Origin of the sequence: Synechococcus sp. W70.1, assembly GCF_047461515.1 — a bacterium.
Lineage (GTDB): Bacteria > Cyanobacteriota > Cyanobacteriia > Thermostichales > Thermostichaceae > Thermostichus.
In genome coordinates, this window is record NZ_JANSHH010000021.1 from 19,366 (window position 1) to 34,800 (window position 15,435).

Annotated in this window: 16 protein-coding genes and 2 pseudogenes; 10 read left to right on the forward strand and 8 right to left on the reverse strand. The window is 58.0% G+C overall.

Features of this window, described 5'->3' with window-relative positions; genetic code table 11:
* Nucleotides 1-126 precede the first annotated feature (126 nt).
* Together nadD and ruvA are read right to left on the reverse strand one after the other, a co-directional pair.
* Complete coding sequence (gene nadD / locus NW808_RS04240) at nucleotides 127-750, reverse strand: nicotinate-nucleotide adenylyltransferase (RefSeq protein ID WP_414411088.1); 624 nt, start codon at nucleotides 748-750, stop codon at nucleotides 127-129.
* Nucleotides 747-1,361 carry a Holliday junction branch migration protein RuvA gene (ruvA, locus tag NW808_RS04245; RefSeq protein WP_414395049.1) on the reverse strand — a complete coding sequence of 205 codons (615 nt, stop codon included), beginning with the start codon at nucleotides 1,359-1,361 and terminating at the stop codon, nucleotides 747-749. Before ruvA ends, nadD begins: the two co-directional genes overlap by 4 nt.
* Before the next feature lie 96 nt (nucleotides 1,362-1,457).
* On the opposite strand from ruvA, the gene NW808_RS04250 reads away from it, so the two are divergent.
* Entirely contained in the window at nucleotides 1,458-2,363 is a 906-nt protein-coding gene (locus NW808_RS04250; protein ID WP_414420399.1) for an alpha/beta fold hydrolase, read from the forward strand.
* 82 nt (nucleotides 2,364-2,445) lie between these two features.
* Here the strand turns inward: NW808_RS04250 and NW808_RS04255 are convergent.
* The 3 genes and pseudogenes from NW808_RS04255 to NW808_RS04265 all read right to left on the reverse strand — a co-directional run.
* Nucleotides 2,446-2,723, reverse strand: a pseudogene (locus NW808_RS04255) (HNH endonuclease); the annotation flags it as partial.
* Nucleotides 2,724-2,768: 45 nt separating this feature from the next.
* Nucleotides 2,769-3,641 (reverse strand): DUF4335 domain-containing protein, encoded by an 873-nt coding sequence (locus tag NW808_RS04260; RefSeq protein ID WP_414420400.1) that lies wholly within the window; start codon nucleotides 3,639-3,641, stop codon nucleotides 2,769-2,771.
* A 17-nt stretch (nucleotides 3,642-3,658) separates the two neighbouring features.
* A complete protein-coding gene (locus NW808_RS04265) occupies nucleotides 3,659-4,276 on the reverse strand; it encodes a DUF3038 domain-containing protein (protein WP_414412354.1) in 618 nt (205 codons plus the stop codon).
* Nucleotides 4,277-4,532: 256 nt separating this feature from the next.
* Between NW808_RS04265 and NW808_RS04270 the strand changes: the two genes are divergently transcribed.
* From NW808_RS04270 to NW808_RS04295, 6 genes are all read left to right on the forward strand, one after another.
* A complete protein-coding gene (locus NW808_RS04270) occupies nucleotides 4,533-5,006 on the forward strand; it encodes an FHA domain-containing protein (protein ID WP_414420401.1) in 474 nt (157 codons plus the stop codon).
* 45 nt (nucleotides 5,007-5,051) lie between these two features.
* The gene (locus NW808_RS04275) at nucleotides 5,052-5,795 is read left to right on the forward strand and encodes a class I SAM-dependent methyltransferase (protein ID WP_414420402.1); all 744 of its coding nucleotides are present in this window, start codon (nucleotides 5,052-5,054) and stop codon (nucleotides 5,793-5,795) included.
* Between the two features lie 17 nt (nucleotides 5,796-5,812).
* Nucleotides 5,813-6,595, forward strand: coding sequence for an ABC transporter permease (locus NW808_RS04280; protein WP_414420403.1), 783 nt, complete (start codon nucleotides 5,813-5,815; stop codon nucleotides 6,593-6,595).
* Between the two features lie 106 nt (nucleotides 6,596-6,701).
* Nucleotides 6,702-6,923 (forward strand): DUF2839 domain-containing protein, encoded by a 222-nt coding sequence (locus NW808_RS04285; protein WP_414395038.1) that lies wholly within the window; start codon nucleotides 6,702-6,704, stop codon nucleotides 6,921-6,923.
* A 36-nt stretch (nucleotides 6,924-6,959) separates the two neighbouring features.
* Nucleotides 6,960-7,772 (forward strand): carbon-nitrogen hydrolase family protein, encoded by an 813-nt coding sequence (locus NW808_RS04290; protein WP_414420404.1) that lies wholly within the window; start codon nucleotides 6,960-6,962, stop codon nucleotides 7,770-7,772.
* Nucleotides 7,773-7,782: 10 nt separating this feature from the next.
* Entirely contained in the window at nucleotides 7,783-8,058 is a 276-nt protein-coding gene (locus NW808_RS04295) for a glutaredoxin family protein (RefSeq protein WP_414395036.1), read from the forward strand.
* Here NW808_RS04295 and NW808_RS04300 read toward each other — a convergent pair.
* The gene (locus NW808_RS04300; RefSeq protein ID WP_414420405.1) at nucleotides 8,047-11,532 is read right to left on the reverse strand and encodes a DNA polymerase III subunit alpha; all 3,486 of its coding nucleotides are present in this window, start codon (nucleotides 11,530-11,532) and stop codon (nucleotides 8,047-8,049) included. The two genes, NW808_RS04295 and NW808_RS04300, sit on opposite strands and share 12 nt — an antisense overlap.
* Before the next feature lie 114 nt (nucleotides 11,533-11,646).
* Between NW808_RS04300 and selD the strand changes: the two genes are divergently transcribed.
* Nucleotides 11,647-12,702: a selenide, water dikinase SelD gene (selD, locus tag NW808_RS04305; protein ID WP_414420406.1), complete on the forward strand. Its 1,056-nt coding sequence runs from the start codon at nucleotides 11,647-11,649 to the stop codon at nucleotides 12,700-12,702.
* A 68-nt stretch (nucleotides 12,703-12,770) separates the two neighbouring features.
* Entirely contained in the window at nucleotides 12,771-13,283 is a 513-nt protein-coding gene (locus NW808_RS04310; protein ID WP_414420407.1) for a hypothetical protein, read from the forward strand.
* A 51-nt stretch (nucleotides 13,284-13,334) separates the two neighbouring features.
* On the opposite strand, the gene NW808_RS04315 is transcribed toward NW808_RS04310, so the two are convergent.
* Nucleotides 13,335-14,258 (reverse strand): hypothetical protein, encoded by a 924-nt coding sequence (locus NW808_RS04315; RefSeq protein WP_414420408.1) that lies wholly within the window; start codon nucleotides 14,256-14,258, stop codon nucleotides 13,335-13,337.
* A gap of 216 nt (nucleotides 14,259-14,474) precedes the next feature.
* Here NW808_RS04315 and NW808_RS04320 point away from each other — a divergent pair, with 216 nt between their 5' ends.
* Nucleotides 14,475-15,062, forward strand: coding sequence for a hypothetical protein (locus tag NW808_RS04320; protein WP_414420409.1), 588 nt, complete (start codon nucleotides 14,475-14,477; stop codon nucleotides 15,060-15,062).
* Nucleotides 15,063-15,085: 23 nt separating this feature from the next.
* Here the strand turns inward: NW808_RS04320 and NW808_RS04325 are convergent.
* Nucleotides 15,086-15,435, reverse strand: a pseudogene (locus tag NW808_RS04325) (hypothetical protein); the annotation flags it as partial.

Here is a 15,435-nt window from a genome sequence, read left to right on the forward strand (position 1 = left end):
CCTCCCACTATAGGAAAACAGCACCTTTAACCCTCAGTCTCTCCTCGACAGGAAAAAAAGTTGGGCGAGCCGTTGCTGTAGCCAATTGGTTTATTCGGAGAGGAGGGATCCCTCCTCTTCCTTTCTTCAAGGGTCGAGATAGAGTCGGTGTTGGCGAATGTAGTGCTCCACGGCGGGGGGTACCAAGTAGCGGATGGATCCCCCTTTTTGGATCTGCTGGCGCAGGTAGGTGGAAGAAAGGGTTAGGGTAGGGGCTTCCAGGATTTCCGCCTGGATGGGTAGCTTCTCAGCCACCGCCCGCAGCACCTGGGCAGCGTCGCCAGCATCAAGGCGAGGGGCAACAATCCACTGACAGAGGCGGGCCAGCTCCTCTGCCTGGTACCACTGGGGCAGATCCCGCAGGGCATCCACGCCGATAATCCAATACCACTGGGTATTAGGCTGTTCCTGGATGAGGCAGCGTAGGGTCTCGATAGTGTAAGAAGGGCCGGGACGGCGGATCTCCAAGTCTGAGCAGGCAAAGCGCTCGTGGTCAGCAATGGCCAGCTTTACCATGGCCAGGCGATCCTCTTTGCTGGCGCCCCCAGCTAAGGGCTTGTGGGGCGGATCCCCTGCCGGCATCCACAGCACCTGATCCAGGTTGAACTGCCAGAGGGCCTGCTCGGCCATGATCAAATGGCCGTGGTGGACGGGGTTAAAGGTGCCGCCGAGAATGCCAACGCGGCGCTGCTTGGGAGCAGAGGAACTCATGGCTGTTGGCTGAGGTAGCTGATGGCGTCGCGCAGCCAGTCCTCTGTTTGCCGGGGCTGGGGTGGCAGGGCTTGGAGGGCTGCTTGGATTTCCTGGGGGCTGTAGCCAAGAGCCAGCAAGGCCATTTCCACCTCTTCGCGGATAGGGGAAGGCGGCCCCCCCGACCAAGGCTGATTGGCATTCTCCAGGCCTTTTCGCCAGTGGGCCAATTTGCTTTTTAGCTCCAGCGCCAGCCGCTGGGCGGTCTTTTGTCCTACCCCTGGAGCCAGGGAGAGGAGGCGGGCATTCTCAGTTACCACTGCCTGGACCAGCTCCGGTAGGGCAAAGGTGTTGAGCAATGCCAACCCTAGGGCTGGCCCCACCCCTGGTACTTTAATTAGTTCCGCAAACAGATCCCGCTCCGCTGCCGAGCCAAACCCATACAACACCAGCTCGGTCTCCCGCACGAGCAAATGGGTGAACACTCGCACGGGCTCCCCTATGGGGGGCAGTTGCTTGAGAAAACGTGCCGGCGCCTGGATGCGATAGCCGATCCCTTGCACCTCTAGAGTGAGGCTGCTGCGCTCTCCCAGTTCCACAGCAACAAGATGACCTGTTAAAAATGCGATCATTTGCGTATCCAACCCGTGTTTAATACTCTGACCCGTAGCCTTCGGAGTTGGCCAGGCAAATCTACTAGGATGAAGAGAAGCTTGCGAGCAACCCTTATGGCTTCAACATCGGCACTGGCCACTCCTATCTCGGCCCGCTGGATTTGGCGAGGGCAGTCTGTCCATTATGTCGAACAGGGCGAGCAGGGCCAGCCTCTGCTGTTGGTGCACGGCTTTGGAGCCTCCACTGACCACTGGCGCAAGAACATTCCCGAATTGGCGCAACACTACCAGGTCTATGCCATTGATTTGCTTGGCTTTGGCCGTTCCGCCAAGCCCAAGTGGAACTACGACGCTGAGCTCTGGAAAGACCAACTGCGGGACTTCTGCCAACAGGTGATCCGACAGCCAGTGGTGGCCATTGGCAACTCCCTGGGCGGCTATGTGGTGCTCAGCCTGGCAGCGGAGCATCCCGAATGGGTGCGGGGTGTGGTGCTGCTCAATGGAGCCGGCGGCTTTTCCACTGCCAACGGATCCCGGCAGTGGCTGGGCAAGCTGGTGGGCTGGAGTCTGCGTCAGCCCTTGGTGTCTTACCTGTTGTTTCAGTACTTGCGCCAGCCCCAGGTGATCCGGGCCAAGCTCAAGCAGGTCTACTACAATCAGGCGGCAGTGACAGACCAGCTGGTGGAAGACATTCACCGGCCTACGCGGGAGCCGGGGGCGGCCGATGTGTTTGTGGCTCTGATGCGAGGCGGACAAAAAGGACGCTACGTGGACGAGCTGCTGCGCAGCCTAGCGCGACCCCTGCTGCTCATCTGGGGCGAGCGGGATCCCTGGATGCGGGTTCGCGAGCGCTCGCAGCTCTATCGCACTCACTACCCCACGGCAGTGGAATACTTCTTGGAAGCTGGCCACTGCCCCCACGACGAGTGTCCCGCCGAGGTTAATGCCATTATCCATCGCTGGATCGAGGAGAGAATCTCTTCCCCCTCCCCGCTAGTGCCGCCATCCATGAGGATCTAGCCGAGGTTATCTAACGGCTGTGGCGGCGAAGCTTCTTCCAGGCCAATGGTATACTTCAGCCACTTCCCAGGTATCGCTGCCGCCGCGGGATCACGGGATCTAGGGTGAGGTCTTCACCATAGCAGCCGCAGTATTGGCAGCGGTGCCCATCGCGATGGAGGACATTGCGCTGCGTCAGGGGAATCCAGTAGTGGCGAAGACGGATGACCGTAGGCAGAAGAACGTTGCCGTGGACTACTTTACCGTTGTGCCCGATTTGCTCAGCCTTGCCCTTGAGCAGCGCGATAACCCGGCGCAACTGGTGATGTTGAGCGGCTCGTAGGAGGCATTGGCTACCAAAACCTTGCCCGTGCTGGGGATCCCCACCCCGCTCCAGAAGGCGCCAGCTCCTGATTGAACCCAGCTTTACTGGACTGCGGCCACTTCCACTTGGTCAGCCGGCCCCAGGCTGACGAGAAACTGCCTAGCCCCCCTTGGCAAGGGATCCGGCGCTACCTCAGGCACGTCGGCAAAGGGGGTTATGGCGCGGCGCTCCCGAGCGGGCGCATTCTTTGGTTCGGCAGCCAAGGGGAATCCCGTCTCATCCACCGTTACCCGGTAGACTAAGCTCTCCTGCAAACCTGGGGGAGACTGCCACCGCTGGGCCAGGGTACTCTCCAGACGCTGCTGGAGATCTCCAGCGGCTTCCGGCGCAGTGAGCTGCTCCTGGGGTGGGGAGGGAGGAGGGGGGGGATCCCTGCGGCTGACCCAGAGGCCAACCCCAGCCGCCAGGACAATCCCGCCCGCCAGCAAGGCAGCAATTGCGGTGGGCTGTCGATACCAAGCCGGCGTCGGCGGCGTTGCCAGTTTGTCCAGTTGGGGCAGATCTTCAGCCGCCTGAGAGAGGTTTTCCAGGAGGTCATACAACTGCGTCATCGACAGATCCACCTGGGCAATGCGATCCTCCCCCTGCCGCACCGTAAGGCGGTGGGAAATAAAATCCAGCGGACGGATGGCCGCAGTACCACTGAAAGTTCCCTTGGGCGTACCGCTGAGCTGGGATCCAACGTAGCGGTCGATCACCGTGATCAAATTCTTGAGCCAAACGCTGTCTCCCTGCAGAGTTTTGGTGGTCTCTCCCTGGCGGATTTCCAGCTGACACTCAAAGTTGCTCTCAATCGCTTGTAATGGCAACCTAGCAGAGCCATCAACTGGCCGGGAAGGGAGGGGCGCTTCCCCGCGCACGGTGAGGGTCGAGGTGGGCTGGTGATAGGTTTGGCTAAGGGTGAGGCTGGGCATAATTCCAAGGCTGAGGGCTAGGAAGAGGGCAGGGCATCCGATCCTACCTTGCTGCTGGCAGGGAGATCCATCTCAGGGCGATTGAGCAAGGCTTTCCACAGCCGCTCTGCTCCTCTGGGGCTACTGTAGAACAGCAGCTCAATCAGGATGCGCAGAGCCAGTTCGGCAAGGCTATCCTCATCGCGGACATCCCCATCCACCATACGGCTGCGGTAGTGGGAGATAAACTCGCCTAGATAATCGCCCACCAGCGGCTGACGGAAAGGGCTGAGCTCCTGCTTGAGGGCAGCTTCCAGTTGCTCCAGCGTGCTACGGATACGGGCCTGTTGCTGGGCTGCCAGATAGGCAATTACTCTGGCCAGGGCGCGGGCCTCTGCGATCTCGACTTTCTTGGGTTCACCGCTAGTGCGGCGGAGGGGATTGGCGTTGCGCAGGCGCCAGAGGGCCACCCGATCGCCAATGTACTCTTCTAGGTTCAGGGCCTTGGCTGCTGCCAGAACGGCCTCGGAACTCTCCCCGCTCAAGGACTCCAGGCCCAACAACAGCAAATCCAAGTGGGCTTTGATGGCTGCAGTAGCTGTAGTGGGGCCAAGGGCTTGAGGATCTAACTGAGTCTGCCTAGGTTCCACTGTCACGCTGTTAATGGGAACTTTTAGCTTGGGTAGGACTCTATGATCTCCTCTCCAGGGTAAACTCGCAACCCACCTCTTTGCCTTGGGCAAGAGCTCGAACGCTAGGATGGAATTCCACTCCACCTTTCCATAGATTGGTGATGTATACTGTAGCAGACGCAAGGAGAGGGGAAGCCCCACTTGAACTGAGCTACAGCTTCTGTGTAACGCCCTGCCTTTTTGAAGGCCAGTGCAATGCTAGACCTTGTTCCGGATGAGCATGGATGCTTCCCAACACAGCCCTGCCCCCCTAATCCTGATCTTCAAGGATCAGCTAGGTCAGCGCGGCGTTGTGTTGGACAAGATTTACTACTCGGTAGGGCGAGCCGCCAACAGCCACATCCGTCTCTATGACCCCTTTGTTTCCCGCCAGCACGCTGTCATTATCCGCGTTCCTGAAGAAAACCAGGCTGGATACAGCTACGTGATCTTTGACGGCAGCCCTGGCTCTCGTCAAAGCACCAATGGTTTGTTCGTCAATGGGAAACGGGTTTCCTCTCATCGGCTGCAGCTTTTTGACAAGATCGGGTTTGGGCCGAGGGCAACAGCCATTGTTAGGAGCACCGACCACTTCAGTCCCGATACCTTGGCTATCCTTTTGAAGACGCCGCCCAATGTTCCTGAGCCGGGATCCCAGCAGGACACCGAGAAAGAAGCGCTCAGAGAGAACGAAAGCTTCACTGCCATCCCCTGACCTGCGGTATCCTGAGACCAGCAGCCTAGTGAGCTTTGGGTTCCCGTGGCTTCCATTCCCCCTGCGCTGAGCAGCTACTGGCAAAATGGCTTTGACCTGGAAGCTCACCTGGGATCCTTCCTCGGCCTTGAAGCCGCCGAGCTGCAGGAAAAGCTGCGAGCTGGGCAACAACAGTTGGCAGAGCTGGGCCGGCGCGACTTCGGCTGGGATCAGGTAGAGGCTTTTTACCGGGATCGGGTGGGATCTGCCTATCTGCTGGACTTGGCCGCTTGGCACCTAAGCAGCACCGACTACATCGGTGACACCCTGCGCCTGGTGGCGGATCAGGCCCGCGGGCTGGTGCTGGATTTTGGCGGAGGCATTGGCACCCACACTATTGGGGCAGCCCTCTGCCCAGAAGTGGAGCAGGTGATTTTTTGGGATATCAACCCCATCCATCGGCAGTTTGTACAACTGCGGGCGGAAAAATTGGGTCTAAGCGAGCGGATCCACTGTCCAGAAAGCTTGCCAGAAGGGATCTTTTTTGATACCATCCTCTGCTTCGATGTGGTGGAACACCTGCCAGATCCAGCAGCTCAGTTGCGTCAGTTTTACGCTTGGCTCAAGCCGGAAGGTAAGTTGTTGATCAACTGGTATTTTTTCAAGGGGTTTAACGACGAGTTTCCTTTCCACCTGGACGACCCCCAGAAAGTTGAGCAATTCTTCCAGGTGCTGCAAAGTCACTTTTTGGAAGTGTTTCATCCCTATCTCATCACTGCCCGCTGCTACCGCAAGTGGAATAAAGGCTGAGACTGGAGAGAACCCAAGTGCTGCGCTACTTGCAGGTGTTGTGGCTGTTTTGGAGCACTTCTGTAGCAGCAGAAATGGAGTACCGGGCCAATTTTTTCTTTGCCAGCCTCAGCAGCTTAGGCGGCCTGGCGTCAGCCTTGTTTGGGCTGTCGCTGTTCTACCAGCAGGGGCACCGCTTGGGGGGCTGGAGTTGGCCGGAGGCGCTCATCGTCCTGGGGGTGTTCACCATCCTCCAGGGGGTGTCGACCAGCCTCTTTAACGTCAACCTCAATCGCATCGTGCAGCAGGTGCAGGAGGGCACCCTGGATTTTGTTTTGCTCAAGCCCATCAGCAGCCAGTTTTGGCTGTCAACGCGGGTGTTCTCTCCCTGGGGCCTAGTGGATATCGGCTTTGGCCTGTTGCTGATTCTCTACGCCGGGATCCAGTTGGAGCTGCCAGCCGGGGCCTATGTCCTGGGGCTAGTGCCCTTTTTGCTGGGGCTGGTCATTCTCTACAGCCTCTGGTTTATGCTGGCGGCCACCAGCATCTGGTTTGTTAAGATCTACAACGTCACCGAGGTGCTGCGGGGCTTGGTAGAGGCCGGGCGATTCCCGCTGGTGGCCTATCCGGTGGCCTATCGGCTGTTTTTTACCTTCGTCGTGCCGGTGGCTTTCTTGACCACAGTGCCGGCGGAAGCTCTGTTGGGGCGAGCCCAATGGCCCTGGCTTGTGGGATCCGCCCTGTTGGCAGCAGGGTTGCTGTGGGGATCCCATCTATTCTGGCGCTTTGCCTTGCGCTTTTACACCAGCGCTTCTAGTTAAGTCTTGCCTCCTCAACTGCAGCCGACCCCACCGCCTAGGAGAGGCCCAAGGGGAATTAGGTTAAGATGAAAGTCACGACTGCGCCAAAACCCTTGGAGGCCAGGTCATGGGCGAAGCCAAACGCCGCAAAACCCGCAGCAGCCCAGATCCCGACCAAGAGTTGCTGTTTCCCAGCTTCAAAAGCATTCCTCTCACCAAAGCCCAAGCCCGCACCATCTACAACTGGACAACTCGAGGCACTTGGGCCGGCATTATTCTCCTAGCCATTGTCTGGGTGATAGTGCGATTTGTGGGGCCTGCTTTCGGCTGGTGGCATCTGGCGGGCTAGCCAGCTGGATCCTTTGAGTTTTCCCGGAGTTTCCCTATGCAATCCTACTTGGCAGCCGCCCTTCAGATGACCAGCACGCCTGATCTGGCCGGCAACTTCCAGCAGGCAGAGGAGTGGATTGACTTTGCGGCGCGCCGGGGCTGTGAGCTCGTAACCCTGCCGGAAAACTTCGCCTTCATGGGGCCAGAGGAAGAGAAAGTTCGTCTTGCTCCAGAGATCGCGCAGCGGGCGGAGGAATTCTTGGCCAAGATGGCCCAGCGCTACCAGGTATTTGTGTTAGGTGGGGGATACCCGGTGCCAGATGGGCAGGGCAAGGTGTACAACACGGCCGCCCTCTACAGCCCAGAGGGCAGAGAGCTGGCTCGCTACCGCAAGATCCACCTTTTCGACGTCAACTTGCCCGACGGCAACACCTACCGCGAGTCCAACACGGTGGTGAGCGGCAACGAGGTGGTTGTCTACCAGGAAGAACGGCTAGGCACCCTTGGCCTTTCGGTCTGTTACGACGTGCGCTTTCCCGAGCTGTATCGCTCCCTGGTGGATCGGGGGGCGGAGGTGTTGCTGATCCCTGCCGCCTTTACGGCATACACGGGCCGGGATCACTGGCAGGTTTTACTGCAGTGTCGGGCTATTGAAAACACCTGTTATGTCATCGCCCCTGCCCAGGTGGGCACCCACTACGCGCGGCGGCAGTGCCACGGGCACGCCATGATCGTGGATCCCTGGGGGACGATCTTGGCGGATGCCGGCGGCGAAAAACCAGGTGCGGCCATTGCTGAGATCGACCCGGAGCGGCTGCAGCTGATTCGGCGGCAGATGCCCTCACTGCAACACCGTCGGCTAGCCTGAAGGATCCCCTATGCCTTGGCCGCCGCTAATCCTCTACAGCAAGCCTGGCTGCCACCTCTGCGAGGGCTTAGCGGAGAAGTTGCAGCAGATCCCTGAAGTCAGGGAGCTGGAAATCCGTGACATTACTTCCAACCCCCTTTGGTGGGAGCAGTACTCCCTCGAGGTTCCCGTGCTGAAGGTGGCTGGGGATCCGGAACAGCCCCTACCGCGCCCTTCTCCGCGGCTAACGGTAGCGCAGTTGCGCAGCTGGCTGGGACAACAGTTGGGTGGTCTCTCAGGAGGCTAGCGCTTCCTTGCGGGCAGTGTAGCCGGCCTGGCGCAGAGCTGCAACGGTGGCCTCGGCATCTTTCACCCAAAATTGGGATCCCAGCCGCACCCAGAGGGTGTGGGGGGGGGCGACGAGGGCAGCCACCACGGGAATGCGATTTTCTTCCTGAGCTTCCGAGCGTTGACCGGCAAGTACCGCTTGCAGGCGGCGCCGCTCCTCTACGGTTCCAGCAGAGTCCAGGGGAACTTCCACCGTGACCCAGCTTACCGCTTCAATGGGCTGCAGGTCCTCCACAATCAATTGCACCTGCTCATCCCGCTGGTCGACCTTAGCCCAAACCAAGAGCCGTTGATCCACCTGCAGGCAACTGCGCAAACGCTTGTAAGTCTTGGGGAAGAGCACCGCTTCGCAAGTGCTTGTCAGATCTTCTAGTTGCAAAATGGCCATGCGCTCCCCTTTCTTGGTGCTGACGGTTTTGATAGCGGTCACTAGAGCGAGAATGCCGACTGAGACCTCAGACGAGCAGGTCTTTAAGTCAGCGAGGTTGACAAGAGCCAGCAGCCGTACTTGCTCTTGGAGCCGCCGCAGAGGGTGATCCGAAACATAAAAGCCCAACAGTTCCCGCTCTAGCCTCAGCTTTTCCTGCGGTGGAAAATCTTCAGTTGCAGGCCCTTGGGGCGCTTCCGTAAAGCCCTGACTGCTGCTGCCCAACAAATCAAATAGGCTGGCTTGGCCGATGGCTTTGGACTTGGCCCGCTCCGCCGCCCAACTGAGGACGGGGTCCAGATCCGCTATGAGCTGTTTGCGGTTGCCGGAAATACCGTCGAAAGCGCCTGCATAGATGAGCGACTCTATGGCCCGGCGGTTGACGATGCGCAGATCGACCCGCTGGCAAAAGTCGGCCAAAGAGGTAAAGGGGCCGCCAGCCTGGCGAGTGGCCAGAATGTTTTGCACCGCTCCCTCGCCTACATTCTTCACTGCCCCCAAACCAAACAAAATGCTGGATCCCTGAGGCGTAAAGTCTAGGCCGGAGCGGTTGATGTCAGGCGGCTCAATTTGGATTCCGATTGACAGGCAGTAGGTGATGTAGCGCTGGACTCTATCCTGATCCCCGCTTACAGAAGAAAGCAGCGCTGCCATGTATTCTGTTGGGTAGTTGGCTTTTAGATAGGCGGTCTGGAAAGTAATCAATCCGTAGGCTGTAGAATGGGATTTGTTAAAGCAATACTCGGCAAAAGCAACCATCTGGTCGAAGAGCTCCGTGGCTACTTCTTTAGCCACACCTCGCTCGACTGCTCCTCGAACAAACTGCTCGCGGTGTTTCTCCATTTCCGAGACCTTCTTTTTCCCCATCGCCCGCCGCAGCAGGTCAGCCTGGCCCAGGGTATAGCCGGCCATGTCCTGGGCAATGCGCATGATCTGTTCTTGGTAGAGGATAGCCCCATAGGTATCTTGAAGGATTGGCTTGAGAAGGTCGTGGGCATAGGTTATCGGCTTGCGGCCATGTTTGCGATCGATAAAGTCTGGGATCATGCCCGTATCCAATGGCCCCGGTCGGTAGAGAGCCAAGACCGAGGAAATATCTTCCAGATTTGAGGGCTTGAGCTCTCGCACCACCTGCTTCATCCCGGAAGATTCCAGTTGGAAGATCCCTTCCACCTCCCCTTTTTCCAAAAGTTGGTAAGTCTTTGGATCGTCCAGTGGTAGGTTGTCCAAATCAATCACAACGCCTCTATGTTCTCGAATTAGCTCTACAGTCCGCTGGATCAGGGTTAGGTTGCGCAGCCCCAAAAAGTCCATCTTTAACAAGCCCAAAGACTCGATGTCCTCCATCGAGTACTGGGTAATAATTTGGCCTTCATTGTTGTACTGCAAAGGCACGATCTCGTCCAAAGGATCCTTGGAAATGACTACGCCAGCGGCATGGACTCCAAAGGTTTTGTTGGTGCCTTCTAGCAATCGAGCTAGGTCAATCCAGCGGCGGGTGGTTGGGTCTTTCTCATATTTTTCCTTAAACTCTGGAGCAGGAGTGTTCTCGCCGATCATCTCCTCTAGTTTTGCCGGCTTGCCTCGGGATACCGGGATTAACTTTGCCATTTTGTCAGCTTCTGAATAGGGGATATCCAGAACCCGAGCAACGTCCTTGAGGATAGCTTTGGAAGTCATGCGGTTAAAGGTAATGATCTGAGCCACTCGCTCCTGTCCATACTTGCGGGTTACGTATTCGATCAGCTCTCCCCGACGCTCGATACAAAAGTCAGTATCGATGTCTGGCATTGATTGCCGTTCTGGGTTGAGAAAACGCTCGAAGAGCAACCCGTATTTGACAGGATCGATATTAGTAATCTGTAGGGCGTAGGCCACCAGGGATCCGGCTGCCGAACCACGGCCTGGGCCCACTGGGATCCCGTGCTCACGGGCATAGCGAACGTAGTCCCAGACCACCAAGAAATAGCTGGAAAACCCCTTTTGCTGGATGATATCCAGCTCAAAGCGCAGGCGCTCCCGATAGTTTTGGGGGATCTGATCCGGATGGGCGACGCCACAGCGCTTTGCCAAGCCTTGCCAGGCCAATTCAGCAAGGTAGCTATCGGCAGAATGACCTGGGGGAACTGGGTAGTCAGGCATGCGTATTTCCCCAAACAGGTCATAGTCCTCAATCTTTTCCAGCACTTTGAGGGTATTGGCAATCGCCTCGTCGATGACCTCCTGCTCGAGGTGATCGCGGCAGAGGCGGCGCATTTCCTCTAGGCTTTTTAGGTACTCTGTTCCCGTGTAGCGAAGGCGATTTTTCTCGGTGAGGGATTTGCCTGTCTGGATACAGAGCAGGGCATCGTGGGCCTCCACATCCCAGCAAGAAATAAAGTGGGTATCGTTGGTGAGGATGATTGGGATCCCCAACTCCCGAGCAATGCGAACCAATTGCACATTGACAAAGCGGTCTTCCCGGTAGCCGTGATCCTGGATCTCGATGTAGTAGTCATCTCCAAACTGTTCCTGGTACCAGGCAGCAACCTGACAAGCAATTTCTGGCCGCCCCTGCAAAATGGCCTGGGGAACCTCTCCAGCAAGGCAGCCGCTGGTAACAATCAACCCCTCCTTGTATTGCACTAAATACTCTTTATTGATGCAGGGTCGAGCGAAGATCCCCTTGCCTTGAACGCCGTGGAGATGGGAAATGGTGGTCAGCTTCACCAAGTTTTTGTAGCCCTGGGTGTTTTTGGCCAAGACCACTTGGTGATACTTTGGGTACTTGCGGCTTTTGTCCCGAATGTTGCCGTTGATAACATACATTTCGTTGCCGATGATTGGCTTAATCCCCTTGCTTTTACACAGTTTCACCAGTTCGATGGCCCCGTACATAACGCCGTGATCCGTCAGGGCCAGTCCTGGGAAACCCATAGCCACTGCTTGCTCAATCAAAAGCGGCAGTCGGCTAGCCCCGTCTAGAAGGCTGTACTCGCTGTGCAAGTGCAAGGGAACAAAGGCCATGGCAACGGTAGGGATAAGGGATCCCTTCAACCTTAACTCAGCGCTCTCCTTTTCCAGTTGCCGGCAGAGGCCGCTACAGTGAAGTCAAGCCTACCTTTTCTCCCTTCGCCTGATATGGAGCCTCCTATTCGCCTCACCCAGTACTCCCATGGTGGCGGCTGCGGCTGCAAGATTGCCCCTGCGCTGCTGCAGCAGATTCTCAAGGAGCTGCCCCTCCTCTGGTCGGATCCAGCCCTGTTGGTGGGAGCTGAAACCAGCGACGACGCTGCTGTTTACCAACTCAACGACGAGCAGGCCCTCATTCTAACCACCGACTTTTTCATGCCCATCGTGGACAATCCGGTGGATTTTGGCCGCATCGCTGCCGCCAATGCCCTTTCCGATGTTTACGCGATGGGGGGCACGCCCATCCTTGCCCTGGCCATCCTGGGCATGCCGGTCAACACCCTGCCCCTGTCGGTCATTCGGGAGATCATGGCCGGGGGGATCCAAGTCTGTCAGGAAGCGGGGATCCCTCTAGCTGGGGGGCACTCCATCGATTCCCCTGAGCCCATCTTCGGCCTGGTGGTGGCAGGGCTGGCCCACCCGCAGCACATCCGCCGCAACGCCACCGCCCAGCCTGGCGACGATCTCATTCTGACCAAGCCGCTGGGGATTGGGGTAATGACCACCGCCCTGAAGAAGGGTCAGCTCAGCACAGCGGGCTATGCAGAAGTCTTACAAGTGATGACCCAGCTCAACCGCATTGGCCCGCAACTGGCCCGGCGAGCCCAGGTTCACGCCCTAACCGATGTAACGGGGTTTGGTCTTTTGGGACACTTGCTGGAGGTCTGCCGTGGCTCGGGGGTGAGCGCTGAGTTGGATCTGGCTGCCATTCCCTTTTTGCCAGAAGCCCTCTCCTTGGCTGAGGCTGGGATCTTCCCAGGCGCGGCCCGTCGCAACTGGCAAAGCTATGAGGGAATAGAGGCCAACTCTCTGCCCGAGTGGCAGCAATTGCTCTTGTCGGATCCGCAAACCAGCGGCGGCTTGTTGGTGGCTGTAGATCCGACCCACACGGCGGAGCTATTGCAAGAACTGCAGGAGGCCGGCTACCCCTATGCCCGTCGCATTGGCCGCTGCCAGGCCGGTGAAGGGATCGCCATCCGGCTTGTCGGCGAGATCCCAAGATGAAGATTTGGTCAAGCAGGGCTGCAAAAGTTGAAGATCTCATGTAAGGGGAACAGATACCTTGGAGGGGTATGAACGGGTCCTCTCCCAACAGCCACAGCCTGGTTCCGTGGGTTGATCCAGAGCAGCTAGTCTGCAGTCTCAGCAGTGGTCAACTGCTGATGGTGGATCCCCAGCGACACAACGCCTTGATCATCTGCAAAACGTTTCATGCCGAGTTTGCCGGGCCGGGCGCTGCGGTGGGGGGTCCTTTGGATGTGGAGTCGAGCAGTGTGGTTCCGATTGGGGATGTGGCTCTGTTGCATCCCCGGAGCTACCAAGAGCGGCAGAATGCTTATGCCAAGCGGCTGCACTGGATGCGCTGGCTGCAGCAGATTACCGACAACCCTCTGTCGGCCCAGCGGGCACGAACCTTGCTCTTTAGCCTAGAAGAGTTTTTCTCTGCTGAGGTGGTCAGCCAACTCCCCGATGAGGTTTTGGCGCGGCTGGTAGGGGTGCTGCCCCAGACCATTGCCGCAGCCCGCAGGGAAGTAAGCTACCCCACGGCCAAAGCTGCGAGTCTCCGCGCCTCCTTTCCTCGATAACCTTGCCCCAGCTATTCCTTGGGCGATTGAGTCTGCCTGGGCTGGTTGGCATCACGGCTTGCCGTTGGGATAGAGCCGGTTTAGTCCTTTGCGCGCTTTGGCATGGATGTCCAGGGTGGCATTCATTTTCAGGATTTGCCGGTAAACCTGCTCAGCCCGAGCCATTTCCCCCTCCTGTTCCAGTTTCTCGGCCAGCCTGAGCAAGTTCTGGGCTGAAGGCTCTGCCAGGGATCTCGCTTGGCCTTCCTGCCCCTGCAAGCGCTGCAGTTCTTCCAGGCGCTCTAGCACCATCGGTCGCAGCAGCCAAGAGTCATCCAAATCCAAAACTTCCCGGTAGTAGCGCTGGGCCTCTTTGAAGTTCTTTTGCTCGTCGTAGGCTTCCGCCAGTTGCAGAGCCAGCTCTGCCGTAGGCCGATCCTTAAATTGCCGATGCAGTTGGTTGAGCCGCCGCACGAAGGGGGATCCCTGCTGGGGGTTTTGCAGATCTGGAGCGTGTTGAACTGGCAGGTAGTTGGCGTTTTGGGCCGGTTGTTCTCCGGAAGAGGCAGCCTCTGTGGCTTGCCCTCGCAAGGGTACCTGACGGCTGAGGCTTTTGGGATCCAGGGGTGTGGGCTTGGAGAGCTCAATTGGCTGATCCCCAGAAGAGGTGGACGGACTTGACAGCGGGATCGGCTGCGGCGAGGGAAGGGTCTTGCGAGCCGGCGATTGGGGAGATGGCTGCTTTGGCTCCTCAAGGGTGCGGGGAGACCTTGCTTTAGGAGTCTCTCTGCGCTCTTGGGCCAATTCTCGATAGAGAGCAGCTAACTGAAGGTAGCCTGCCTCCTCGTAGGCAGTGGCCAACCAAAGGGCATTTTCAGGGCTGGGATCGGCCCGATAAGCCCGCCGCAACAACTGCAAAGCAGTGCCATAGTTGCGCTCTCGAATAGCTGCCTGCCCCAAGCTGGCTGACTTGGCCGCCGTGGTATCGCTAGCCATACTTGCTGTGCCTCCCTGGGTGCTGCTGGTAGATTCCTAGCCTAAGCATACCTTTGCCGAGCCAGACGTTAACTGCTAGGAAAGACTTCTCCTATTGGCAAACGTTTCTAGCCAATATCGACTGGCTTAAATGTGGGCAAGAAGATCTGGATGTAGGGCGTACCTTCAAGCTAGCCTGGAGTTGGGGCTCTAGAAGCAACAGATTCCGGCGCCAAGATGATTCAAGACTTTCGAGAGCGGTACCCCATGGGCAGCTTGCTCACCGATCTGTTGCGCGTGGAAGAAGGGATCTACATCGTCAAAGCCCAGGTAGTGGTGAACAACACCGTTTTGGGCAGTGGCATGGCCGGCTCAAACACCATCGAAGACGCTGAAGATGCTGCCTTGAAGCGGGCTCTTCAGCATGCAGGATTTGGTCGCCCTACCTCCTCTTTAAGTTTAGGCCTAGACGCTGCCCCTGCCAGGGCTTCCTATCTGTCCTCTCCCAGTTGGCCAACTCCTAACTTGGGCAATGGACAGTCCCAGTCTTCCTCTACCCCTCCAACCCCTGAAGCAGCAGGGATCTCAGCCCGATCCCAGCCCCTTAAGGAAGCGGAGACGCAAAGCGACGACCTTTCGGATCTCATTGCGCAAACGGACGTGGAGATGCAGCGCATTGGCTGGAGCCGCAAGGAGGGCCAAGAGTTTTTGGAACGTCGCTTCCAGAAAAGATCTCGCCACCAGTTAACGGAAGCTGAGCTGCGGGAGTTCTTGCGCTACCTCAAACAGCAGCCCTCCCGCCTGGGCAGTGAGCCCCGCTTCTAAGTTTTGCCACCAGGGCCGACAAGCTACGGCGCCCCCACAATCACTGTTGTATTCTGCATCGTTTTGACCACCGTCTCCCCCCCTTCTGAGAGCACAACCTGCCGCTCTGGCACCGATACCTTGGCTACCTGGGCAGTTTGGTAGTTTTGCCCAGCCTGCACAACTGCGGGAAGGGTGCCAGGGGCAGAAATGAGGGCAAAGGACTCACGGCCAATTTGGATAACCCCAGAAACCTGCACGCTGCGGGCAAAAGCAGCCGGATCTGGCGTGGGTGTGGGGAGCGGCGTAGCCACGCCTACAGGCACTTCGCCCCCCAGGGGAGGCAGTTCTGGAAGGGGCGGCAGATCTAGGGGTGGTAGAGGGGGCTCGGGAG

Excerpts from the sequence above, each read along its gene's own strand:
- NW808_RS04260 (WP_414420400.1), bottom strand. The coding sequence starts at position 3,641 with ATGCCCAGCCTCACCCTTAGCCAAACCTATCACCAGCCCACCTCGACC.
- NW808_RS04250 (WP_414420399.1), top strand. The coding sequence starts at position 1,458 with ATGGCTTCAACATCGGCACTGGCCACTCCTATCTCGGCCCGCTGGATT.
- NW808_RS04285 (WP_414395038.1), top strand. The coding sequence starts at position 6,702 with ATGGGCGAAGCCAAACGCCGCAAAACCCGCAGCAGCCCAGATCCCGAC.
- selD (WP_414420406.1), top strand. The coding sequence starts at position 11,647 with ATGGAGCCTCCTATTCGCCTCACCCAGTACTCCCATGGTGGCGGCTGC.
- NW808_RS04300 (WP_414420405.1), bottom strand. The coding sequence starts at position 11,532 with ATGGCCTTTGTTCCCTTGCACTTGCACAGCGAGTACAGCCTTCTAGAC.
- NW808_RS04315 (WP_414420408.1), bottom strand. The coding sequence starts at position 14,258 with ATGGCTAGCGATACCACGGCGGCCAAGTCAGCCAGCTTGGGGCAGGCA.
- NW808_RS04310 (WP_414420407.1), top strand. The coding sequence starts at position 12,771 with ATGAACGGGTCCTCTCCCAACAGCCACAGCCTGGTTCCGTGGGTTGAT.
- NW808_RS04290 (WP_414420404.1), top strand. The coding sequence starts at position 6,960 with ATGCAATCCTACTTGGCAGCCGCCCTTCAGATGACCAGCACGCCTGAT.
- NW808_RS04320 (WP_414420409.1), top strand. The coding sequence starts at position 14,475 with ATGATTCAAGACTTTCGAGAGCGGTACCCCATGGGCAGCTTGCTCACC.
- NW808_RS04270 (WP_414420401.1), top strand. The coding sequence starts at position 4,533 with ATGGATGCTTCCCAACACAGCCCTGCCCCCCTAATCCTGATCTTCAAG.
- nadD (WP_414411088.1), bottom strand. The coding sequence starts at position 750 with ATGAGTTCCTCTGCTCCCAAGCAGCGCCGCGTTGGCATTCTCGGCGGC.
- NW808_RS04295 (WP_414395036.1), top strand. The coding sequence starts at position 7,783 with ATGCCTTGGCCGCCGCTAATCCTCTACAGCAAGCCTGGCTGCCACCTC.
- ruvA (WP_414395049.1), bottom strand. The coding sequence starts at position 1,361 with ATGATCGCATTTTTAACAGGTCATCTTGTTGCTGTGGAACTGGGAGAG.